The organism is Helcococcus massiliensis (genome assembly GCF_900258485.1).
Lineage (GTDB): Bacteria > Bacillota > Clostridia > Tissierellales > Peptoniphilaceae > Helcococcus > Helcococcus massiliensis.
In genome coordinates this window covers 131,546-150,051 of record NZ_OGVE01000001.1, presented here as the reverse complement: position 1 = coordinate 150,051, position 18,506 = coordinate 131,546, and the positions used below count along the sequence as shown (strand labels likewise).

Genomic DNA, 18,506 nt, shown 5'->3' with positions numbered 1-18,506 from the left:
AATAATATATAATATAATAAAAATACTTAGGAGGGGAACATGAGTTTTTGGGATAAAGTAAAAGACTTTGTAGGTATCGAAGACGAATACTATGAAGAAGATGAATACTATGAAGACTATGATGATTATGATGAAGATGTAAAATCTGAAGAAGACACAAGTGAATCTTATTTTAATGAAGTAAAAGAGGAGGAAAAACCAAAAAGATCATATGAAAGTAGCTATACACCAGCTGCAAGTTCACAAGCAAGCAAAAAATCAAATCCTGTGAAAAGATCTTATGGTTCAAAGAGTGATATGCAAGTAAGTATAAGAGAACCTTTAACATACGAAGATAGTAAAGCTGTATTAGATGATATTTTAGAAGGCAAAACAGTTGTATTAAACCTTGAAATGCTTGAAGTAGATAAGAAAACACAAATATTTTACTTTGTTAGCGGCGGATTATATTCAGTAAATGGTTCTATTTCAAACGTAACTAAAGACATTTATGTATTAGTTCCTGAAGGAGTAGAAATCAACGACAAGCTAGCAAAAACAGTAACAGACAAAAGTTTATATCAAATCTAATTAAAGGGCTTTAAGCCCTTTTTTAATAGGAGAAAATATGTATGTAATACTATTTATAGTTTTACTAGCTATAGACCAAATAAGTAAACACTTTGCTATTTTAAATTTAAAGGGCAAAGAAGATATTATTATAATAAAAGATTGGCTGCATTTGACCTATGTAGAAAATTCCGGAGCGGCCTTTGGTATCATGCAAAACGCAACTATATTCTTTACTATAATTACGTTTATTGTTGTGTTTGGAATGCTTTACTACTTGTTAAAAAATGGTAACAAAGTTGACAGTTTTTATAAAACCATTCTTGTTATAATTATGGCAGGGGCCATAGGTAATCTAATTGATAGGATAAGATTTAACTATGTAGTAGACTTTATATTCTCGCCACTAGGTGGGATATATGATTTTCCTGTTTTTAATTTTGCAGATATTTATATCACCTTATCAGCCATTGTAATTATTATTTACACTCTATTTTTTGAGGACAAGCATGTTTAATAATGGTTGGAATGATATTTTAGCTGATATTTTAGAATCAAATGAATTTAAATCATTTTTAAATGAAATTTACAAGGACTATGATAATCACACAGTATATCCTCCCAAGGACCAGCTTTTTGAAGCCTTTAACTTAACTGATTATAAGGATGTAAAGCTAGTTATTTTGGGGCAAGATCCCTACTACCAAGAAGGCCAGGCAAATGGACTGGCTTTTTCAGTGAATGAGGGAGTTAAACTTCCGCCATCATTAAGAAATATATTCAAAGAAATTGAAAGAGATTTAAATATTTCAAATACAAATGGTGACTTAAGCTCTTGGGCCAAGCAAGGAGTGTTTTTATTAAATACTATTCTTACTTCTAGACAAGGTCAGGCTAATTACTATAAAAACACCTATTGGGGAAAATTTACAGATATAGTCATAAACAGAATTTCTCAAAAAGCTAATGTAGTTTTCTTACTTTTTGGCAGACAAGCCCAAGATAAGAAAAAACTTATTGAAGCAAACAATATAATTTTAGAGACCTCACATCCATCGCCTTTAGGAGCCTATAGGGGATTCAACCAGTCAGGTATTTTTTCAAAGGCAAATGAGGAATTAGAAAAACTAGGAAAGGACAAAATAGATTGGCGAACATAAATAAAATTTTAGTTTCATCCGATGATAATGAAAGATTAGATTCATATTTAGCTGACTACTTTGAAGATATTTCTAGATCTAAAATTAGCGAGCAAATAAAAAAGAAGACTATAAACGTGAATGACTCAAGTGTAAAGCCTTCATACTTAGTAAAAGAAGATGATCTCATCACCATAGATATGGATGCCTTTAAGCTTGAAGAAATTTTGCCAGAAGACTTAAAACTTGAAATTATCTACCAGGATGCTGATATTGCTATTATCAATAAGCCAAAGGGTATCATTACTCATCCAACAAATAAGATAAGGTCTCATACACTGGTAAACTTTTTACTTTACAAGTTTGATAACTTACCGGCTTTAAATGGTACAGATAGGCCGGGTATTGTCCACAGGCTAGATATGGATACCAGTGGGCTATTAGCAGTTGCCTTAAATGAAGAAGCCATGCAAAAGTTAAAAGACCTATTTAAGTCTAGGGAAATTATCAAAAAATATAGGGCCATAGTAAATGGAAGCTTTGACCATGATAAAGGAACTATTGAAAGTCCTATTGGCAGGTCGAAAAGCAATAGGAAGATCATGGAAGTGACTGAAGATGGGAAATATGCTTTAACATCCTATAAAGTGATAGAATCCAATGAAGAATATTCTTTACTGGACATTGACCTCCTTACTGGAAGGACCCATCAGATAAGAGTCCACCTGGCAAGTATAAATAGACCTATACTTGGTGATAAGGACTACAATAAAATAAAGTCCAAGTTTAATATTAGTGGCCAGCTCTTGCAGGCATACCACTTAGAATTTAACCATCCTATTACTGGTGAAAATCTTAAATTTGAAATAGATCCAGACCCCGAATTTGAAAAATATTATAATATCATTTTTAAAGGGGAATAGGATTAATGTTAAGCAATATAAAAACCATACTTTTAGATACAAGTAAATACCAAAATGATCAGCTGATCACGATAAAATGCAAGATAAATAAAGGCATGAATTATTTCAACATATCTTCAACTTCCAGAAAATATTCTGAGGAAGCTAGGGATAGGATTAATTCTGCCTTTAATTTTTTTAATTTAAAATTTCCATATGGCAATATTAAAATTCAAAGCTCCATAAATGAATTTAATGACAAGACTAAAATATATGATATGGCTATAGCCCTTAGCATTCTTGAAAATCAAGGCTATATTGATAAAACATATGATGGAGTTTTTCTAGGTGAGATAAATTTTAATGGAGAATTTTTAGAATTAGAAAATCCATATAGGATAGTAAAATTTACCTTAGAAAATAAGATAAAAAGGCTATATATCCCATATGGCAACTATGGCGTAAATTTATATCATAAAGATATTGAAATCATTTATATAAAAGACTTAAGGGAGTTGATCCATAAATTAAAGGACAATGTGGGTCAGGAAGACGTAGATATAAAAGAAGAAGATAGGAATCCATTTAGGGATAGTCAGATTGATATCAATGATGTAATAGACCAGGCAGCCCTGGTAAGAGCCTTATTAATAGCTATAGCTGGTAAACACCATATTTTGATAAAAGGAGCAATAGGTTCTGGAAAAACTATGACCCTGCAGGCTATAAAAAATCTAATGCCGTCCTTAGACTACAAGGGTAAGTTGATAGCAAGTAATCTTTATTCTTCATATTTTAATGATCAAATTCCCATTCTTTACCATAGCCTAGTCGAGGTGAAAAGTGATTTGACCCTTAGCAAACTTGTAGGAAATAAAAACAAGTATGGTCTTGTAAGTCTCATGAATTATTCTTCACTTCTCTTAGATGAAATAAACCAATATCCAAAAAATATATTGACTACTATCAAGCTTCTAATGGACAACAATTCCAAGGGGTTGACCTATATAGACTCTCCAGTAGCCTTCAATATCATAGGACTTATGAATCCCTGTCCATGTGGAAACCTAGGTACAAATACCAAGTGCACCTGCAGTCCAGGGGAAATCACTAGACATAATAACAAGATAGACCAGTCCATCCTTGATAGGTTTCAAATCAAATTGAGTGTAAACTTACCTAAATACCTAAGTCCTAAAAAAGAAAAGTATGATATAGAAGAAGTAAAAGAAAATATAAATAAGTGTATGGACAAGCAAACAAATAGATATGGATCAAACGAAAAGTATAATGGGAATATAAATTCAAAAGATATAAATGAATATATTCATCTAAATGACAAGATAAAAGAATATTTAGAAAGTAAATTAAGGACTAATGAATATTCGAGAAGATCTATAGATAATATTATAAAAGTTGCAAGGACTATTGCAGATATTGAGAATGTTGAAAATGTTGAAATTCATCATGTTTATGAGGCTATGGCTTATCAGAGGTTTTGATAATAAATAGCTTAAATATTGACAAAAACATATCATAATAATATATTTAAGTTGAAGATGTTTACATAGATATCATTATTGAGAGGTGTATATTATGATTAACTACAAAAAGTATTTAAGCTCAATTATTTTACTTACAACAGTTTTACTACTAACAGCTTGTACATGTAAAAATCCAGATAAGCAATTCCCATTGAACAGTCAAGGATATCCTAAAACAGATACAATACTAATAAATGGAAGAGAGTATAAGATAAAAGACTTATATGCTGGAGAGAAAATAGTTGAAGCAGTAACTATAGAAATTGAAGAAGATAATAATGAAATTGAACTAGTACTTCCAGTAGGATCAGGTATAGCTCAATGGTCTATCAATCAAAAAGATATTTTATTAGACAACTATAAAAGAAGTAAAGTAGATATAAAAGAAGAATTGGAAGGACCATCTCCATATATACAAGCATTTAAATTTACAAGTGATGCTCATGAAATTATTTTAAAACATCATAATGTAAATGAATTAGACAAGGCTTTTTCTGATATTGAAGAAGACTATTTGTTGAAGTTGCAGGTGATTTATAAGTAAATAAATAAACTCAAAACAATTTGACCGTAAAGTTGAACATAAAACTAGAGACATTTACAATATTTGTCTTTGGTTTTTTGCATTAAATAGTATATAAGAGGAATCAATACTAAGATTCATTAACATCAGGAATTAATATCAATTTTTTGGAGGAAAGCTTCAAAATTTTCATGCCTATTTTGAGCTTTTCTTCTCCTGTCATGAATCTAGAGTCAAACATTCATGTCTATTTAGCGATTTTCTTCTACTGTCATGAAATCCAGAGCTAAATTTTCATGTCTATTTAGCCATATTTTTATCTGTCATGAAATCTAGAGCTAAATTTTCATGTCTATTTAGATACTTTCTTATCCTATCATGAAAACCATAATTAATTATTCATGTCTATTTAGATACTTTCTTATCCTATCATGAAAACCATAATTAATTATTCATGTCTATTTAGCGACTTTCTTATCCTGACATGAAATCCATATCTAAGTCAAAATTTATATCTAGAAATTCATATCCCAAGTTTAGATCTAAGCTTTCCAGGGTATCTATACTTATAAGTTGAAAGCGAGCATAAAATAAAAAGGAGCCAACATGAACTTTGAAAAGCTATATATAAATGGTGAATATGTAGATTCTAATTCAGGTAAATTTATAGAAGTTGAAAATCCAGCAACAAATGAAATTATAGGTAGAGTTCCTAGGGGAAATGAAGAAGATGTTGAAAAAGCTGCCTTAGCGGCAAGAGAATCCTTCAAGACCTTTAGTAAAACTAGTCTGGATGAAAGAATAGCAATAATGGAAAAATTTGCAGACTATTTGAAGGAAAATCTAGATGAGATTGCTGAATTGATTACTAAGGAACTAGGATCACCAATTGAATTTTCTAAAAAGACCCATGTACAATCACAAATAGACCGTGTAGAAAAGTATATTGAAATAGTTAAAGATTATGAATTTTCAAGAAGAGATGGGGAAGCTCTTATCGTTAAGGAGCCTGCAGGAGTTATCGGATGCTTAACACCTTGGAACTATCCTCTTGGACAAATCATTCAAAAAGTTGTATTTGCTATCCTCGCAGGAAATACAATTGTATTGAAGCCAAGTCAACAAACACCTCTAGTAGCATATTATGTAGTAGATGGCTTTGAAAAGGCTGGACTTCCTAAGGGAGTATTAAACCTTGTTACAGGAGCTGGTGGAGAAGTTGGTAATGCCATAGCTACAAGTAAGTATATCGATGTAATTTCTTTTACAGGCTCTACCAAGGGCGGTAGTGAGGTTGCTAAACTTGCCCAAGAAACAGTTAAAAGAACTACCTTAGAATTAGGTGGTAAGTCTCCAGCTATATTCTTAGATAAAGAATATCTAGAAATTGGTGTAAAACAAATGCTTGGTATAGTGATTAGAAATGCTGGACAAACTTGCGCTGCTTGGTCACGTGCCATAGTTTTAGAATCTTTAAGAGAAGAGTTTGAAGCTGAAGTTAAAAAACAATTCCCAGACTTTACAGTTGGAGATCCAAACGATTTAAATAGTATATCCGGACCTTTGGCATCTAAAAAACAATACGACAAGGTAACAAAGTATATTGAAGAAGGCAGAAATATAGCCGATGTTTTAATAGAAGGTGATTACGACTTTCCAGAAAAAGGTTACTATGTAAATCCAATAGTATTTACCAATGTGAAGAATGATTCCATCATTGCCAGAGATGAAATATTTGGACCTGTACTTTCTGTAATCTATGTAAAAGACAAAGAAGAAGCTATAGAAGTAGCCAATGATACAGACTATGGTCTATCCGGAGCCGTATTTGGAAAGAAAGAAGAAGCACTTGAAGTTGCTAAGCTAATCCGTACTGGTACAATCACAGTAAATGATGGAGCTGGTGAAACAGGCACACCATTTGGTGGCTACAAGATGAGTGGCTATGGTAGAGAAGGTGGAATAGAAGGTCTAGAAGAATACTTAGAAACTAAGACTATAAATGTTAAATAGTAAATAGCGATAACTATGGGATTGTTGTGAACATTTTGCAACAATCCTATTTTTTTGACTGTTTTATGATAGTTTTAGATGAAATAAAAAAATAAATAAGCTTATCTTATTTCAGAAAATATTGATTTTATGAAATAAGACTGATATAATTTTATTAGTATTTCAAAATATTGGAGGAAGTAATATGCAAAAAGAAAGAGCTGGTAATTTAAAAAAACAATTATCCGGCGAAATATCATATTTTTCATTTATGCCGACAAAATTGCCGCCTAATCCACCAATCGAAATTAGCGATGATATTATTGAAATTTTAGTAAAGGCTCATAATGTATTAGCTATACTTGATGATAGAGCGAAAAATATTTCAAATATGAATTTATTTATTTCTGTATATGTTCAAAAGGAAGCACTTTTGTCTTCTCAAATTGAGGGGACACAGGCGACATTAGACGATATTTTAAATCCGGAAATATCTTCTAATATAAATGCTGATGTCGAAGAAGTTGTGAATTATGTAAAAGCAACGAATTATGCAATTGAAAGATTGAATACATTACCTATTTGTAGCAAACTTTTATTAGAAACACATGAGATTTTGTTATCAGGCGTGCGTGGTAAAGATAAAAATCCTGGAGAATTTAGACGAAGTCAAAATTGGATAGGAGGTCATGGATCTACACTTAAAAATGCAAGATATATTCCTCCTGCTGTTGATGATATGAAAGTAGCCTTATCTGATTTGGAGAAATATATAAATGACGAAAATGGTCTAGACCATTTAATTCGAATTGCATTAATCCACTATCAATTTGAATCAATACATCCTTTTTTAGATGGGAATGGACGTATAGGAAGACTATTAATTATACTTTATTTGCTGGAAAAGAAAGTTATTAAGACTCCCGCATTATATATTTCATACTTTTTAAAACAAAATAGAATTGAATATTATGATAGAATGACGGCTGTAAGAGATACGGGGAATTATGAACAATGGATAAAGTTTTTCCTTGAGGCCATTTATAAAAGTGGAAAATCAGCTATTGACACTGCTGATAAAATAATTAGTTTAAAAGAAAATAATATTCAACTTATTGAAAATGAAAAATTCACAAAAAGTACCCAAGAAACTGTAGAAAAAGTATTTCAATATTTAGATTCTCATCCAATTATTGACATTTCAAAGACTGCAGAAAACTTATCTATGTCATATAATACAATTTCTAAAGCTGTACAAAGATTAGAACGAATAGGAATTCTAAAATTAGCGAATAATCAAGAAAGAAATAGAGTTTTTATCTATCAAGAATATGTTGATATTTTAAGTACTGGAACAGAGTTGGAAGATTAGCAGAATTTTGTTAATAACAAATTCTCACAGATAAAAAAATAATCAAATATGTAGGTAGTACAAAAGATGGATATTGGTAAGTAAATAACATAATAGTATCCAAACATACTAGGATGAATCTTAAAACAATTCTTCCTAGTTTTTTTATATAAAAGTTTTACATGGTCTTAACATTTTTAATGAAGATATATTATACAATATAAATAGGTCGGAAATGTTAATAAGGATATATGTTTTAGGAGGATTTATGATTAGTAAAAATATATCTAGAAGAATTTTGTCACTAATACTTGCCTTAGCATTAGTCTTTCCATTATTAGGTGGAATTACTACAAGCTTTGCAGGTACAGGAACTGGAGATGACCCTTATACTGTACAAGAAGCTATAAACAATAATAGCGGTACAAAAAATGTAGTAGGCTATATAGTTGGTATTGCCAAAAATGCAACCGGTGGATTTGCATTAAATGGCAATGAAAAGTCTAATATAGTTATAGCAGATAGTAAAGATGAAACAGATACTAGCAAAATGATGGTAGTACAATTGAAAAATACTGAATTAAGAAGTTCATATAATTTGATTGATAATCCACATTTACTAGGAAGTAAAATAAAAATTACTGGTTCTTTAGAAAAATATTTTACTAAACCTGGATTAAAAAATCCTTCATCTATAGTAACTGTAGACAACGATATCCCTATAGAAACTAAAGAAGAAACAGTTAAAGAAACAAAAGAAGAAGTTGTTGAAGAAAAAATCAAAACTAATTTAGTATTTGAACCATATGCAGCAATAGATGGTAAATTCAAAGAAATTACAGAACTTTACAAAGATAGCGCTATTAAAGAAATGAAAGCTCATGATAATAGTGAATCAGCATATGTATTAAAGCAAAATGGTGAAGTTAAATATAATCACAATACAAAAAATTCAACAAATATATCTTTTATGAATGTTGAACATGGAGTATATGAATTAGAATTAAACCTACCAAAGGGATATTCAATAAATGATAGAACATTTGAATATAATAAAGCTTTAACAAAGACAGAAGATGGTAAGATATTAGTTGATGTAAATTCAACAGGATTATATCAAAACATGTCTCTTTACTTCACAAAAACAGTTGAAGTAGAAAAGACAAAAGGTCAAGTAATCTTAGGAATTAAACAACTTAGTTTTTCAGATAAAAGACCTGTACCAGTATTAGTAGGAGAAGATGGAACAGAATACGAATTCAAATCCAAGAGTATTTCTCCAACAGGAACTAGTGAATTTAGAAGAACATGGGAAACTGATAAAGAAGCTATTCCAAGCGGAAAATATAAATTAGCATTTAGAGAAACTGAAAAAGGACAATCTGTAGAAGTAACAAATATTGCTCCTTCACTAAGCTCTAAAATAGATGAGTTGCCTGATAAAGAAACTAAATTAAGTGCTAAAGTTGATGAAGAACTAAACTTAACATTTAATTTTGATAAAAACACCTTCCCATCAAGTAGATTTGTAAAAGTAAATGCAGACTTTACCGAACCAAATGGTAAGGCAATTATCAAAATTTACAAAGACAACTATACAGAAAAAACACCTAGACCAGTATTAGTAGGAGAAGATGGTACAGAATATAACTTTGAATACTCAGGCTTTGCTTCTAAAGCTGGTAAAGATGGATACACAGAATGGAAAACAGCTAATGAAGCTCTTCCAAGTGGAACATATAAATTAAAATTAGAAGATACAATCACTGGTCAAACTTTAGAAGTTTCCAATGATGCATTATCATTAAGTTCAAGAATATTAAACTTAAATAAAGCAGATGTTAAATTAACCGGTAATGCTGATGAAGAATACAAACTAGTGTTTGACTTTGATGGAAATACAACTCCATCATCAAGATTTGTAAAAATAAAAGCAGTATTAACAAATCCTAAAGTAAAAGTAGATTTTGCTATAAATGCAAATACTCATGATGATGTTAAACTACCAGAAACACAAGAAGTAGTAAAAGGAACAAAAATAACATTACCAGAATTAGAATTACCAGAAGGTAAAGTATTATTAGGGTACAATGTAAATGGCGGAAAATATACTGTAACAAATCAATCTGGTGATGAAATAGAAATAAATAAAGATACTACAATAGTAGCTATAATTACATCAGAAAATGCAAGAGCAAAATTTGTATTCCATGAAGAAGAGTTTAGTGGAAAATTCTCAACAAGAGCATTAAATACAGATGTAATTAAAGAGTTCAGTACAGTAGTAAAAGATGAAAACAAAGGTGAAATGACATCAGTACTATCAGGCAAAGAATTACTAGTATCAATGTTATCAAAAGGAACACATTCATTTGAACTATCAACACCAGGTTATGAAATAGTTAAGATAGTTGATGAAAATGGAAATGAATTAACAGAAAATACATTAACATATCCTGTAAAAGCAAATGGAGATAACTTAGGTAACAGAACAGTATATGTACAAGTTAAAGCTATAGAGGAAGAAATTCCAACAATTGATGTTTCATTAAACACTCAATATAGGGATTTAAGTGGAAATTACTCTAGAATACCTAATGCAGTATCAAAGGCTGTAAACACAGAAACAGGTGAAGAATATATCTTCACAATGGATGCGGAAGGTAATATACCTCATCTACAATTACCTTTAGGAACATATAAACTATCTATAGTTTCTGTACCAGATAAATTCTCTGAAGGTAAAAAATTAGATCTTAGTGCAACAAGGACTGAAATATATGAAGATCCAAGTAAAAATCATGGACCTACACTAACAGTAAAAGAATTACCAGCAGATGAAGAACCAGAAGTTGAAATGTATCAAATAGGTCTAGAAGTAAGAGACTTAGAAAACATGAAAACTAAAGATGTTACAGTAGAAGTATTAGATAAAGATGGTAAATTAGTAGAAGGTAATTTCAATGAAAATCTACAATATCTAACAGAAGATTTAGATCTTGGAACATATACAATTAAATTATCTAATTTACCAGAAAATACTAAAGCAGTAATAAACGAAAACACATACAATAAAGCAAAAGAAACTGAAAATAAAAATGAATTTACATTAGAAGTTTCAAAAGAAAATCTAATTACAGCTTCAAGTAATAGAGTTTGGGGAGCTTTCAAATTAGTAGAAGAAACATCAACAGATGAAGAACCAGAAACACCAGAACCAAAATTAATTAAATTAACATTTGATCCAAACGGTGGTACATGGTCAGATGATTCTACATCTAACAAATATGTAGAAGCTAAAAAAGGTGATGAAATCACAATTTTAGAAGCTCCAACAAGAGAAGGTTACAAATTCCTATACTGGAAGGGTTCAGAATATCAACCAGGTGATAAGTATACAGCTGAAGCCGACCATACATTTGTAGCTCAATGGGAAAAAATAGAAACACCAGCACCAGGAACAGGTGATGATGATCAAACACCAGCACCAGGAACAGGTGATGACGATCAAACACCAGCACCAGGTACAGGTGATGACGATAATACAGGTACAAACCCAACACCAGAAAAATCAAAGACACCAGAAGTAAACAAAGTAACAGAAGGTGACAAGAAGATAACAGGTAAGGGTGAACCAGATTCTGACATAGTAGTAGAATTACCAGACGGAACAAGACTAGAAGGTAAAGTTGATAAAGACGGAAACTGGACAGTAGAAATTCCAGATGATAAGACACTAAAAACAAATGACAGAATCAAAGTAACTCAAACAGAAAAAGGTAAAACAGTTTCAAATACAATTGAGATTGTAGTAAGCAAAAAATCTGATCAAAAAGTTGATGAAAAAGAAACAGAAAAACCAGGAAAAGATGGAAAAACAGCACCAAAAACAGGTGATGCAGGTGTAATGTTAACATCAGCAGTTACTTTATTATCATCAGCAGCTTACGTATTTACCAAAAAAAGAAAAGAAGACTAATTACTTAGTTGAATAAATTATAGGCTGTCCTTAGGGGCAGTCTATTTTTTGTGCCTATGTAGAGAAATTATAATACAAAGAAAAGATTTTTATGTTAAGTATAGTGTAAAAAACACTATAAATTTAAGCGAAATTTATTTCTCGCATTTTTCATATTAATATTTGACAATTAATTGACACAGGAGTAGACTTTAAGAGTAAACAAAAAGGAGGATAATTATGGCGTTTGATTTTACAAACAAAACAATAATTGTAACTGGCGGTGCCAACGGTATTGGACTAGAAGTGGTTCATGGAATTATTGAAGGTGGCGGTAAAGTTGCTATCTTAGATATAAACGAAGAAGCCGCAAGAGAAGTAGTAGAAGGACTTGGAGAAGGCAATTTCTTCTTTAAAGCTGATATGTCTTCAAGTAAAGAAGTTCGTGAAGCTATTCAAAATGCAATTAAAGCAAGCGGAAAGATCGATGGTTTAGTAAACTGTGCCGGTATTGTAAGTACTTTACCATTCGAAGAAGTTTCAGACGAAGAGTTTGAAAGAACAATTAAGATAAACTTAAATGGTACTTTCTATGCCAACAGTGAAATATTTAAATATTTCAAAGAAAATGGTGGCGGAAGAATAGTTAATGTATCATCAGTAGCAGGTAAAGTGGGTGGTGGACTTTTAGGTACCTCTGCTTATGCAACATCAAAAGCTGGAGTTAATGGTTTAACCAAGGCTGTTGCTAAAGAAGGTGGTAAATATGGTATAGCATGTAATGCTGTATGCCCATCATATACACTAACTAAGATGACAAATGACTTACAAACAAATAGCGACAAACACCAAAGAGTAGTAAATATGATTCCTTTAGGAAGAGCTGCTCAACCAAAAGAAATTGCCCAAATGATTCTATTCTTTGCTTCAGATGCAGCTAGTTTCGTTACAGGTGAAATTGGTGATGTCGATGGTGGTATTACTTTAGATGGTTAATATCATTTAATCTTACATATACAATTACATATCTATTTTTTATTAGGAGTTTTTTAATGAGTAAAGGAAAGAAAAAATTTAATATCCCCGGAAGTGTGATTATAATTCCTATGTTTATAGGTTTACTAATCAACACATTCATACCACAAGTAATAGAAATTGGTGGATTTACTACAGCACTAGTTAAAGGTACAGGACCACTAGTTGGTGCCTTCTTAGTTGTAACTGGTGCTGGTATTTCTCTAAAATCCACACCAAAAGCAATACTACGTGGTGGGGTAATGATTATTGTAAAAATATTATTTGCAGTAGCATTTGGTCTATTGGTAGCATTTAAACTTAATGATGATTTCTTAGGCTTGAGTTCTTTAGCAATCATCGGTGCTATAAGTGTGGCCAACAATGCCATGTATGCAGGTATAATGACTGAATACGGTGATGAAGTTGATAGAGGAGCTGTAGGTATTACAACAATGAGTGTAGGACCAACAGTTACTATGTTAGCTTTAACCTCTGCAGGAATTGCAAATATAGGAGTTGCAGAAATTATAGGTAGTATTTTACCACTAGTTGTTGGTATAATAATTGGTAATTTCTTCCCATCACTTAAACAAAAATTATCAAGTGGTGGAGCTGCAATCACAATGCTAGTTGGTTTTGCCCTAGGTGCAAATATGAGTCTAGGACAAATCTTAGAAGGTGGATTCCCAGGTATCCTACTTGGTGTAATCACCGCAGTAGTAGGTACTATAATAACAGTTCCTCTAGTAAGAATGACTGGTGGTTCTGGTACAGCAGGTGCAGCCATAAGTTCAACAGCAGCAAGTGCCGTTGCTACACCTGCAGCCCTAGCAGCTACAGATGCTAAGTTTGCTTCACTAGTTGGTATAGCAACATCACAAATAACAGCTTCTGTAATTGTGACATCACTATTGACACCATTTTTAACAAGCTTAGTAGCAAAAAGATATGCTAAGGATGTTAAGAACAAATAGTAAAATTAAATAAATTAGAATTAAAAGAGAGCTTGGGCTCTCTTTTTTGGTGCCTAATTACAAGAATTATTTAATAGATAATATTTTTTGTTAACTGTAAAGTGTTAAATATGATAACATATATCATATAGACTAAAAATAAAAAAATGAGGTATTAAAATGTCAAATTCACCAAATAAAAACAATGAAAGAGCTCAAAGGTCTGAACTTCACAGAAAGATATGGGCGATTGCAGATGATGTAAGAGGTGCAGTGGATGGCTGGGATTTCAAACAGTACATACTAGGTATACTCTTTTATAGATTTATATCAGAAAACATTACAGATTTCTTTAATAAGGCAGAGCATGAAGTTGGTAATGAAGACTTTAATTATGCCGATATAACAGACGAACTAGCAGAAAAAGATTTTAGAGTAAATACTGTAGATGACAAGGGTTTCTTTATACTTCCAAGTCAACTATTTCAAAATGTAGTTAAAACTGCTTATGAAAACGAAAATTTAAATACAGATTTAGCAAACATATTTAAGGAAATTGAAGGAAGTGCGATAGGTCATCAATCTGAAAATGATATAAAAGGATTATTTGATGATATTGATACAACAAGTAATAGACTTGGTGGAACTGTTAAAGAAAAAAATAAAAGATTAGCAGATATCTTAAAAGGAATAGCAAGTATTAATTTCTCAAATTTTGAAGATAATGATATAGATGCCTTTGGTGATGCATATGAATATTTAATTTCAAATTATGCAAGTAATGCCGGAAAATCAGGCGGGGAATTTTTCACCCCTCAAACTGTTTCTAAACTACTTGCTAGAATAGTTATGGATGGCCAAAAGACTGTAAACAAGGTATATGACCCTACTTGCGGAAGTGGAAGTCTATTGCTTCAGATGAAGAAGCATTTTGATGAACACATAATCGAAGAAGGATTTTTTGGTCAAGAAATAAATATGACAAACTTTAACCTTGCTCGTATGAACATGTTTTTACACAATGTCAACTATGATAAGTTCTCAATAATTAGGGGGGATACTTTATTAGATCCAGGACTTCTAGATGAAAAACCATTTGATGCAATAGTATCCAATCCACCATATTCAATAAAATGGATTGGTGATGGAGATCCAACTTTAATAAATGATGAAAGATTTGCACCAGCTGGAAGATTAGCTCCTAAGTCTTATGCTGACTATGCATTTATAATGCACTCATTACATTATTTATCAAGTAAGGGAAGGGCAGCAATAGTATGCTTCCCAGGAATATTTTATAGAAGGGGTGCAGAAAAAGCTATAAGAGAATACCTTGTAGATAACAACTTTATAGACTGTGTAATCCAATTACCAGAAAATCTTTTCTTTGGTACATCTATAGCAACATGTATATTAGTACTTGCAAAGAATAAGACGGAAAACAAAATATTGTTTATAGATGCAAGTAAAGAATTTAAGAAAGAAACAAATAATAATATACTTGAAGAAAAGAATATAAATAAAATTGTTGAAGAATTTAGAAATAGAAAAGAACTAGAACATTTTTCAAGATATGTAGATAAAGATGAAATTGCAGAAAATGATTATAATCTATCAGTATCAACTTATGTAGAAAAAGAAGATACTAGAGAAATAATTGACATCAAGGTATTAAATCAAGAAATAGAAGAAACAGTTAATAAGATAGATGAGCTAAGAGCTTCTATAAATGAAATTGTGAAAGAGCTAGAAGATGAATAATCAAAATATAAACTTCTTAATTTATAGATTACCAGACGAAGAAGTAAGCGTAGATATTTTAGTTAAAAATGAGAATATATGGATTAATCAAAAAGGAATGGCTGAGCTTTTTGGTATAGATAGATCTGGAATAACTAAGCACTTAAAAAATATATTTTTAGAAGGTGAATTAGATGAGAAAGTGGTATGTGCAAATTTTGCACACACCACTGAACATGGTGCAATTAAAGGGAAAACTCAAATTTCAAATACTAAATATTATAATTTAGATGCTATAATTTCAGTAGGTTATAGAGTTAATTCTTATAAGGCTACAAAATTTAGAATGTGGGCGACATCTGTTCTAAAAGAGTATATAAAAAAGGGCTTTGTTTTAGATGATGAAAGATTGAAACAAGGTCAAGATGTATTTGGAAAAGATTATTTTAAGGAACTTCTTGAAAGAGTACGCTCAATAAGAGCTAGCGAAAGAAGGATTTGGCAACAAATAACGGATATATTTGCAGAATGTAGCATCGACTATAACAAAAACTCTCAAATTACAAAAGATTTTTATGCTATGGTTCAAAATAAATTTCATTATGCAATAACTGGAAAGACAGCAGCCGAAATAGTAGAAAGTTCAGCTGACCATAAAAAAACAAATATGGGTTTAACAACTTGGAAAAATTCCCCAGATGGTAGAATCTTAAAATCAGATGTAACAGTAGCAAAAAATTACTTGAATGAAAAAGAAATAAGAAGATTAGAAAGAGCGGTAAGTGGATTTTTTGATTATGTAGAAGATTTAATAGAAGATGAAAACACCTTTACAATGGAAGATTTTGCTGAAAGTATTAATGCATTCCTAAATTTTAGGAGATATAAAATCTTAAAAGATAAAGGAAAAATTAGCAAAAAAACAGCTGATGAAAAAGCAAAATTAGAATATGATAAATTTAATAAAATACAAAAAATAGTTTCTGATTTTGATAAGGGAATTTTGAAAGGTTCATTTATGGAGGAAGACGATGAGTAAAGTAGATGAGCTATTATATGGTGAAAAAGTTGAGTGGAAGAAAATTGTAGAAATTGCGAATTGTTTTGCAGGTGGAACTCCGAAAACGTCTGAAGATTCCTACTATGATGGAGATGTGCCTTGGATAAGATCTGGTGAAATAAAATTCAATGTTATTACATCCGCAGAAAGAAATATTACTTTTGAAGGTTTAAATAATTCGTCAGCTAAACTAATAAGACCAAATAGTGTTGTATTGGCTATGACAGGAGCTACAGTAGCTAGAAGTGCTGTTGTGGAATTTGAAACATCATCAAATCAATCTGTTGCGGCTATAGAAACAGATGAATCAATAATTAATTATAAATTCTTATTTTATTATTTAGCAAGTAAATATGAAGAGTTGAAGAGTATGGGACAAGGAGCTTTAACAAGTTTAAATTTAACAATTATAAAAAATATTAAAATCCCAATCCCATCACTAAAAACTCAAGAAAAAATTGTAAATACACTTGACAAATTCACAAATTATGTTTCAGAATTACAGGCAAGAGGTAAGCAATACGAGTACTACAGGGACGAGTTATTGAGTGAAGAAAATTTGAGGATGATGTCTGAGAAGCTTGGAACTTTTGAGGGTGAAGATAAGATACTAAAAATAGTTGAACTTGAAGAAGTTGCAAAAATAAGAAATGGAAAAGATTGGAAAACTTTAGGTAAAGGTTCTATACCTGTATATGGTAGTGGCGGGAAAATGGGCGAATATGTAGATAAATATTCATATAATAAACCTACAGTGTTAATACCGAGAAAAGGTTCAATACAGAATATATTTTATCTTGAAGAACCATTCTGGAATGTAGATACTATATTTTATACAGAAATAAATGATGAAAAAATATTACCAAAATATTTATTTTACTTTATAGAAAATTATGATGTTAGTAGTCTTAGTACAGATAGTACAAGACCAAGTCTTACACAATCGATTTTAAATAAAATAAAATTAACTTTACCATCAATAAGCGTACAAAATAAAATTGTGCAGATACTAGATAAATTCCAAAATCTAGTATCTCAAACACAAGGTCTTCTACCAGAAGAAATAGAACAAAGACAAAAACAATATGAATATTATCGCGAAAAACTTTTGACATTTGATTTAGATAGCGACACAATCACTAGACAGACAGACAGACAGACAGACAGACAGACAGACAATAGATGATGCTTACTATATAATTTTAAGAGAAGCAGCAAATATAGTTGGTGTTAAATTATATGAACTTGAATGGAAGAAAATAGGAGAGATTGCAGAAGTTGGTACTGGAAGATCTAATACAAATGAGCAAGAAAAAGATGGAAAATATCCATTTTATGTTAGATCTAAATTTGTTAAAAGAAATAATACTTATCAGTTTGATGAAACAGCTATTATAATTCCTGGTGAAGGTGGAATAGGAGAAGTTTTCCACTATGTAGTTGGTAAATACGCTTTGCATCAGAGAGCATATAGAATTCATGTAATTGACAATATAATTAACACTAAGTTTCTTTATTATTATATGGTTAGAAATTTTAAAAATTATATAGAAAGAAATGCAGTATCTGCTACAGTTAAATCTATAAGAAAACCTATGATTGAAAACTTCAAAATCCCAATCCTACCCCTAGAAGTTCAATCTAAAATAGTAGAAAAACTAGATCATTTTAATGATTTAGTTCACGATATTGAAAAGGGCTTACCAAAAGAGATAGAACTTAGACAAAAGCAATATGAATATTATCGTGATAAACTTTTAGATTTTAATTAATAAAAG

Annotated in this window: 15 protein-coding genes; all 15 read left to right on the top strand. The window is 30.9% G+C overall.

Translation table 11 applies throughout. The features are described 5' to 3' along the window. The first annotated feature begins 39 nt into the window (after nucleotides 1-39). The 15 genes from C4Q29_RS06410 (at nucleotide 40) to C4Q29_RS00630 (ending at nucleotide 18,500) form a co-directional block, all read left to right on the top strand. Entirely contained in the window at nucleotides 40-570 is a 531-nt protein-coding gene (locus C4Q29_RS06410) for a cell division protein SepF (protein ID WP_234993999.1), read from the top strand. Between the two features lie 37 nt (nucleotides 571-607). Continuing rightward, entirely contained in the window at nucleotides 608-1,066 is a 459-nt protein-coding gene (gene lspA, locus C4Q29_RS00695) for a signal peptidase II (protein WP_103980906.1), read from the top strand. Then, nucleotides 1,059-1,709 carry a uracil-DNA glycosylase gene (locus C4Q29_RS00690; protein WP_103980905.1) on the top strand — a complete coding sequence of 217 codons (651 nt, stop codon included), beginning with the start codon at nucleotides 1,059-1,061 and terminating at the stop codon, nucleotides 1,707-1,709. Before lspA ends, C4Q29_RS00690 begins: the two co-directional genes overlap by 8 nt. Further along, entirely contained in the window at nucleotides 1,697-2,611 is a 915-nt protein-coding gene (locus tag C4Q29_RS00685) for an RluA family pseudouridine synthase (RefSeq protein ID WP_159459175.1), read from the top strand. The genes C4Q29_RS00690 and C4Q29_RS00685 overlap by 13 nt, the downstream gene beginning before the upstream one ends. A 5-nt stretch (nucleotides 2,612-2,616) precedes the next feature. After that, on the top strand, nucleotides 2,617-4,092 hold the full coding sequence (locus tag C4Q29_RS00680; RefSeq protein ID WP_103980903.1) for an ATP-binding protein: 1,476 nt from the start codon (nucleotides 2,617-2,619) through the stop codon (nucleotides 4,090-4,092). A 94-nt stretch (nucleotides 4,093-4,186) separates the two neighbouring features. Then, nucleotides 4,187-4,678 carry a hypothetical protein gene (locus tag C4Q29_RS00675; protein ID WP_103980902.1) on the top strand — a complete coding sequence of 164 codons (492 nt, stop codon included), beginning with the start codon at nucleotides 4,187-4,189 and terminating at the stop codon, nucleotides 4,676-4,678. Between the two features lie 585 nt (nucleotides 4,679-5,263). Then, complete coding sequence (locus tag C4Q29_RS00670; RefSeq protein ID WP_103980901.1) at nucleotides 5,264-6,670, top strand: aldehyde dehydrogenase family protein; 1,407 nt, start codon at nucleotides 5,264-5,266, stop codon at nucleotides 6,668-6,670. Nucleotides 6,671-6,854: 184 nt separating this feature from the next. After that, a complete protein-coding gene (locus C4Q29_RS00665; protein WP_103980900.1) occupies nucleotides 6,855-8,021 on the top strand; it encodes a Fic family protein in 1,167 nt (388 codons plus the stop codon). A gap of 247 nt (nucleotides 8,022-8,268) precedes the next feature. Next, nucleotides 8,269-11,979 (top strand): DUF6359 domain-containing protein, encoded by a 3,711-nt coding sequence (locus C4Q29_RS00660; protein ID WP_159459174.1) that lies wholly within the window; start codon nucleotides 8,269-8,271, stop codon nucleotides 11,977-11,979. A 219-nt stretch (nucleotides 11,980-12,198) separates the two neighbouring features. Further along, complete coding sequence (locus C4Q29_RS00655; RefSeq protein ID WP_103980898.1) at nucleotides 12,199-12,954, top strand: SDR family NAD(P)-dependent oxidoreductase; 756 nt, start codon at nucleotides 12,199-12,201, stop codon at nucleotides 12,952-12,954. A gap of 56 nt (nucleotides 12,955-13,010) precedes the next feature. Continuing rightward, complete coding sequence (locus C4Q29_RS00650; RefSeq protein ID WP_103980897.1) at nucleotides 13,011-13,949, top strand: 2-keto-3-deoxygluconate permease; 939 nt, start codon at nucleotides 13,011-13,013, stop codon at nucleotides 13,947-13,949. Between the two features lie 159 nt (nucleotides 13,950-14,108). Next, nucleotides 14,109-15,689 (top strand): type I restriction-modification system subunit M, encoded by a 1,581-nt coding sequence (locus C4Q29_RS00645; protein ID WP_103980896.1) that lies wholly within the window; start codon nucleotides 14,109-14,111, stop codon nucleotides 15,687-15,689. Beyond that, entirely contained in the window at nucleotides 15,682-16,707 is a 1,026-nt protein-coding gene (locus tag C4Q29_RS00640; protein WP_103980895.1) for a virulence RhuM family protein, read from the top strand. Before C4Q29_RS00645 ends, C4Q29_RS00640 begins: the two co-directional genes overlap by 8 nt. Continuing rightward, nucleotides 16,700-17,914 (top strand): restriction endonuclease subunit S, encoded by a 1,215-nt coding sequence (locus tag C4Q29_RS00635; protein WP_103980894.1) that lies wholly within the window; start codon nucleotides 16,700-16,702, stop codon nucleotides 17,912-17,914. Before C4Q29_RS00640 ends, C4Q29_RS00635 begins: the two co-directional genes overlap by 8 nt. After that, entirely contained in the window at nucleotides 17,853-18,500 is a 648-nt protein-coding gene (locus C4Q29_RS00630; protein WP_200813098.1) for a restriction endonuclease subunit S, read from the top strand. Before C4Q29_RS00635 ends, C4Q29_RS00630 begins: the two co-directional genes overlap by 62 nt. Nucleotides 18,501-18,506 lie beyond the last annotated feature (6 nt).

Bases quoted from the DNA above. Each gene is read 5' to 3' on its own strand.
- C4Q29_RS06410 (WP_234993999.1), top strand. From the start codon at position 40: ATGAGTTTTTGGGATAAAGTAAAAGACTTTGTAGGTATCGAAGACGAA.
- lspA (WP_103980906.1), top strand. From the start codon at position 608: ATGTATGTAATACTATTTATAGTTTTACTAGCTATAGACCAAATAAGT.
- C4Q29_RS00690 (WP_103980905.1), top strand. From the start codon at position 1,059: ATGTTTAATAATGGTTGGAATGATATTTTAGCTGATATTTTAGAATCA.
- C4Q29_RS00680 (WP_103980903.1), top strand. From the start codon at position 2,617: ATGTTAAGCAATATAAAAACCATACTTTTAGATACAAGTAAATACCAA.
- C4Q29_RS00675 (WP_103980902.1), top strand. From the start codon at position 4,187: ATGATTAACTACAAAAAGTATTTAAGCTCAATTATTTTACTTACAACA.
- C4Q29_RS00670 (WP_103980901.1), top strand. From the start codon at position 5,264: ATGAACTTTGAAAAGCTATATATAAATGGTGAATATGTAGATTCTAAT.
- C4Q29_RS00665 (WP_103980900.1), top strand. From the start codon at position 6,855: ATGCAAAAAGAAAGAGCTGGTAATTTAAAAAAACAATTATCCGGCGAA.
- C4Q29_RS00660 (WP_159459174.1), top strand. From the start codon at position 8,269: ATGATTAGTAAAAATATATCTAGAAGAATTTTGTCACTAATACTTGCC.
- C4Q29_RS00655 (WP_103980898.1), top strand. From the start codon at position 12,199: ATGGCGTTTGATTTTACAAACAAAACAATAATTGTAACTGGCGGTGCC.
- C4Q29_RS00650 (WP_103980897.1), top strand. From the start codon at position 13,011: ATGAGTAAAGGAAAGAAAAAATTTAATATCCCCGGAAGTGTGATTATA.
- C4Q29_RS00645 (WP_103980896.1), top strand. From the start codon at position 14,109: ATGTCAAATTCACCAAATAAAAACAATGAAAGAGCTCAAAGGTCTGAA.
- C4Q29_RS00640 (WP_103980895.1), top strand. From the start codon at position 15,682: ATGAATAATCAAAATATAAACTTCTTAATTTATAGATTACCAGACGAA.
- C4Q29_RS00635 (WP_103980894.1), top strand. From the start codon at position 16,700: ATGAGTAAAGTAGATGAGCTATTATATGGTGAAAAAGTTGAGTGGAAG.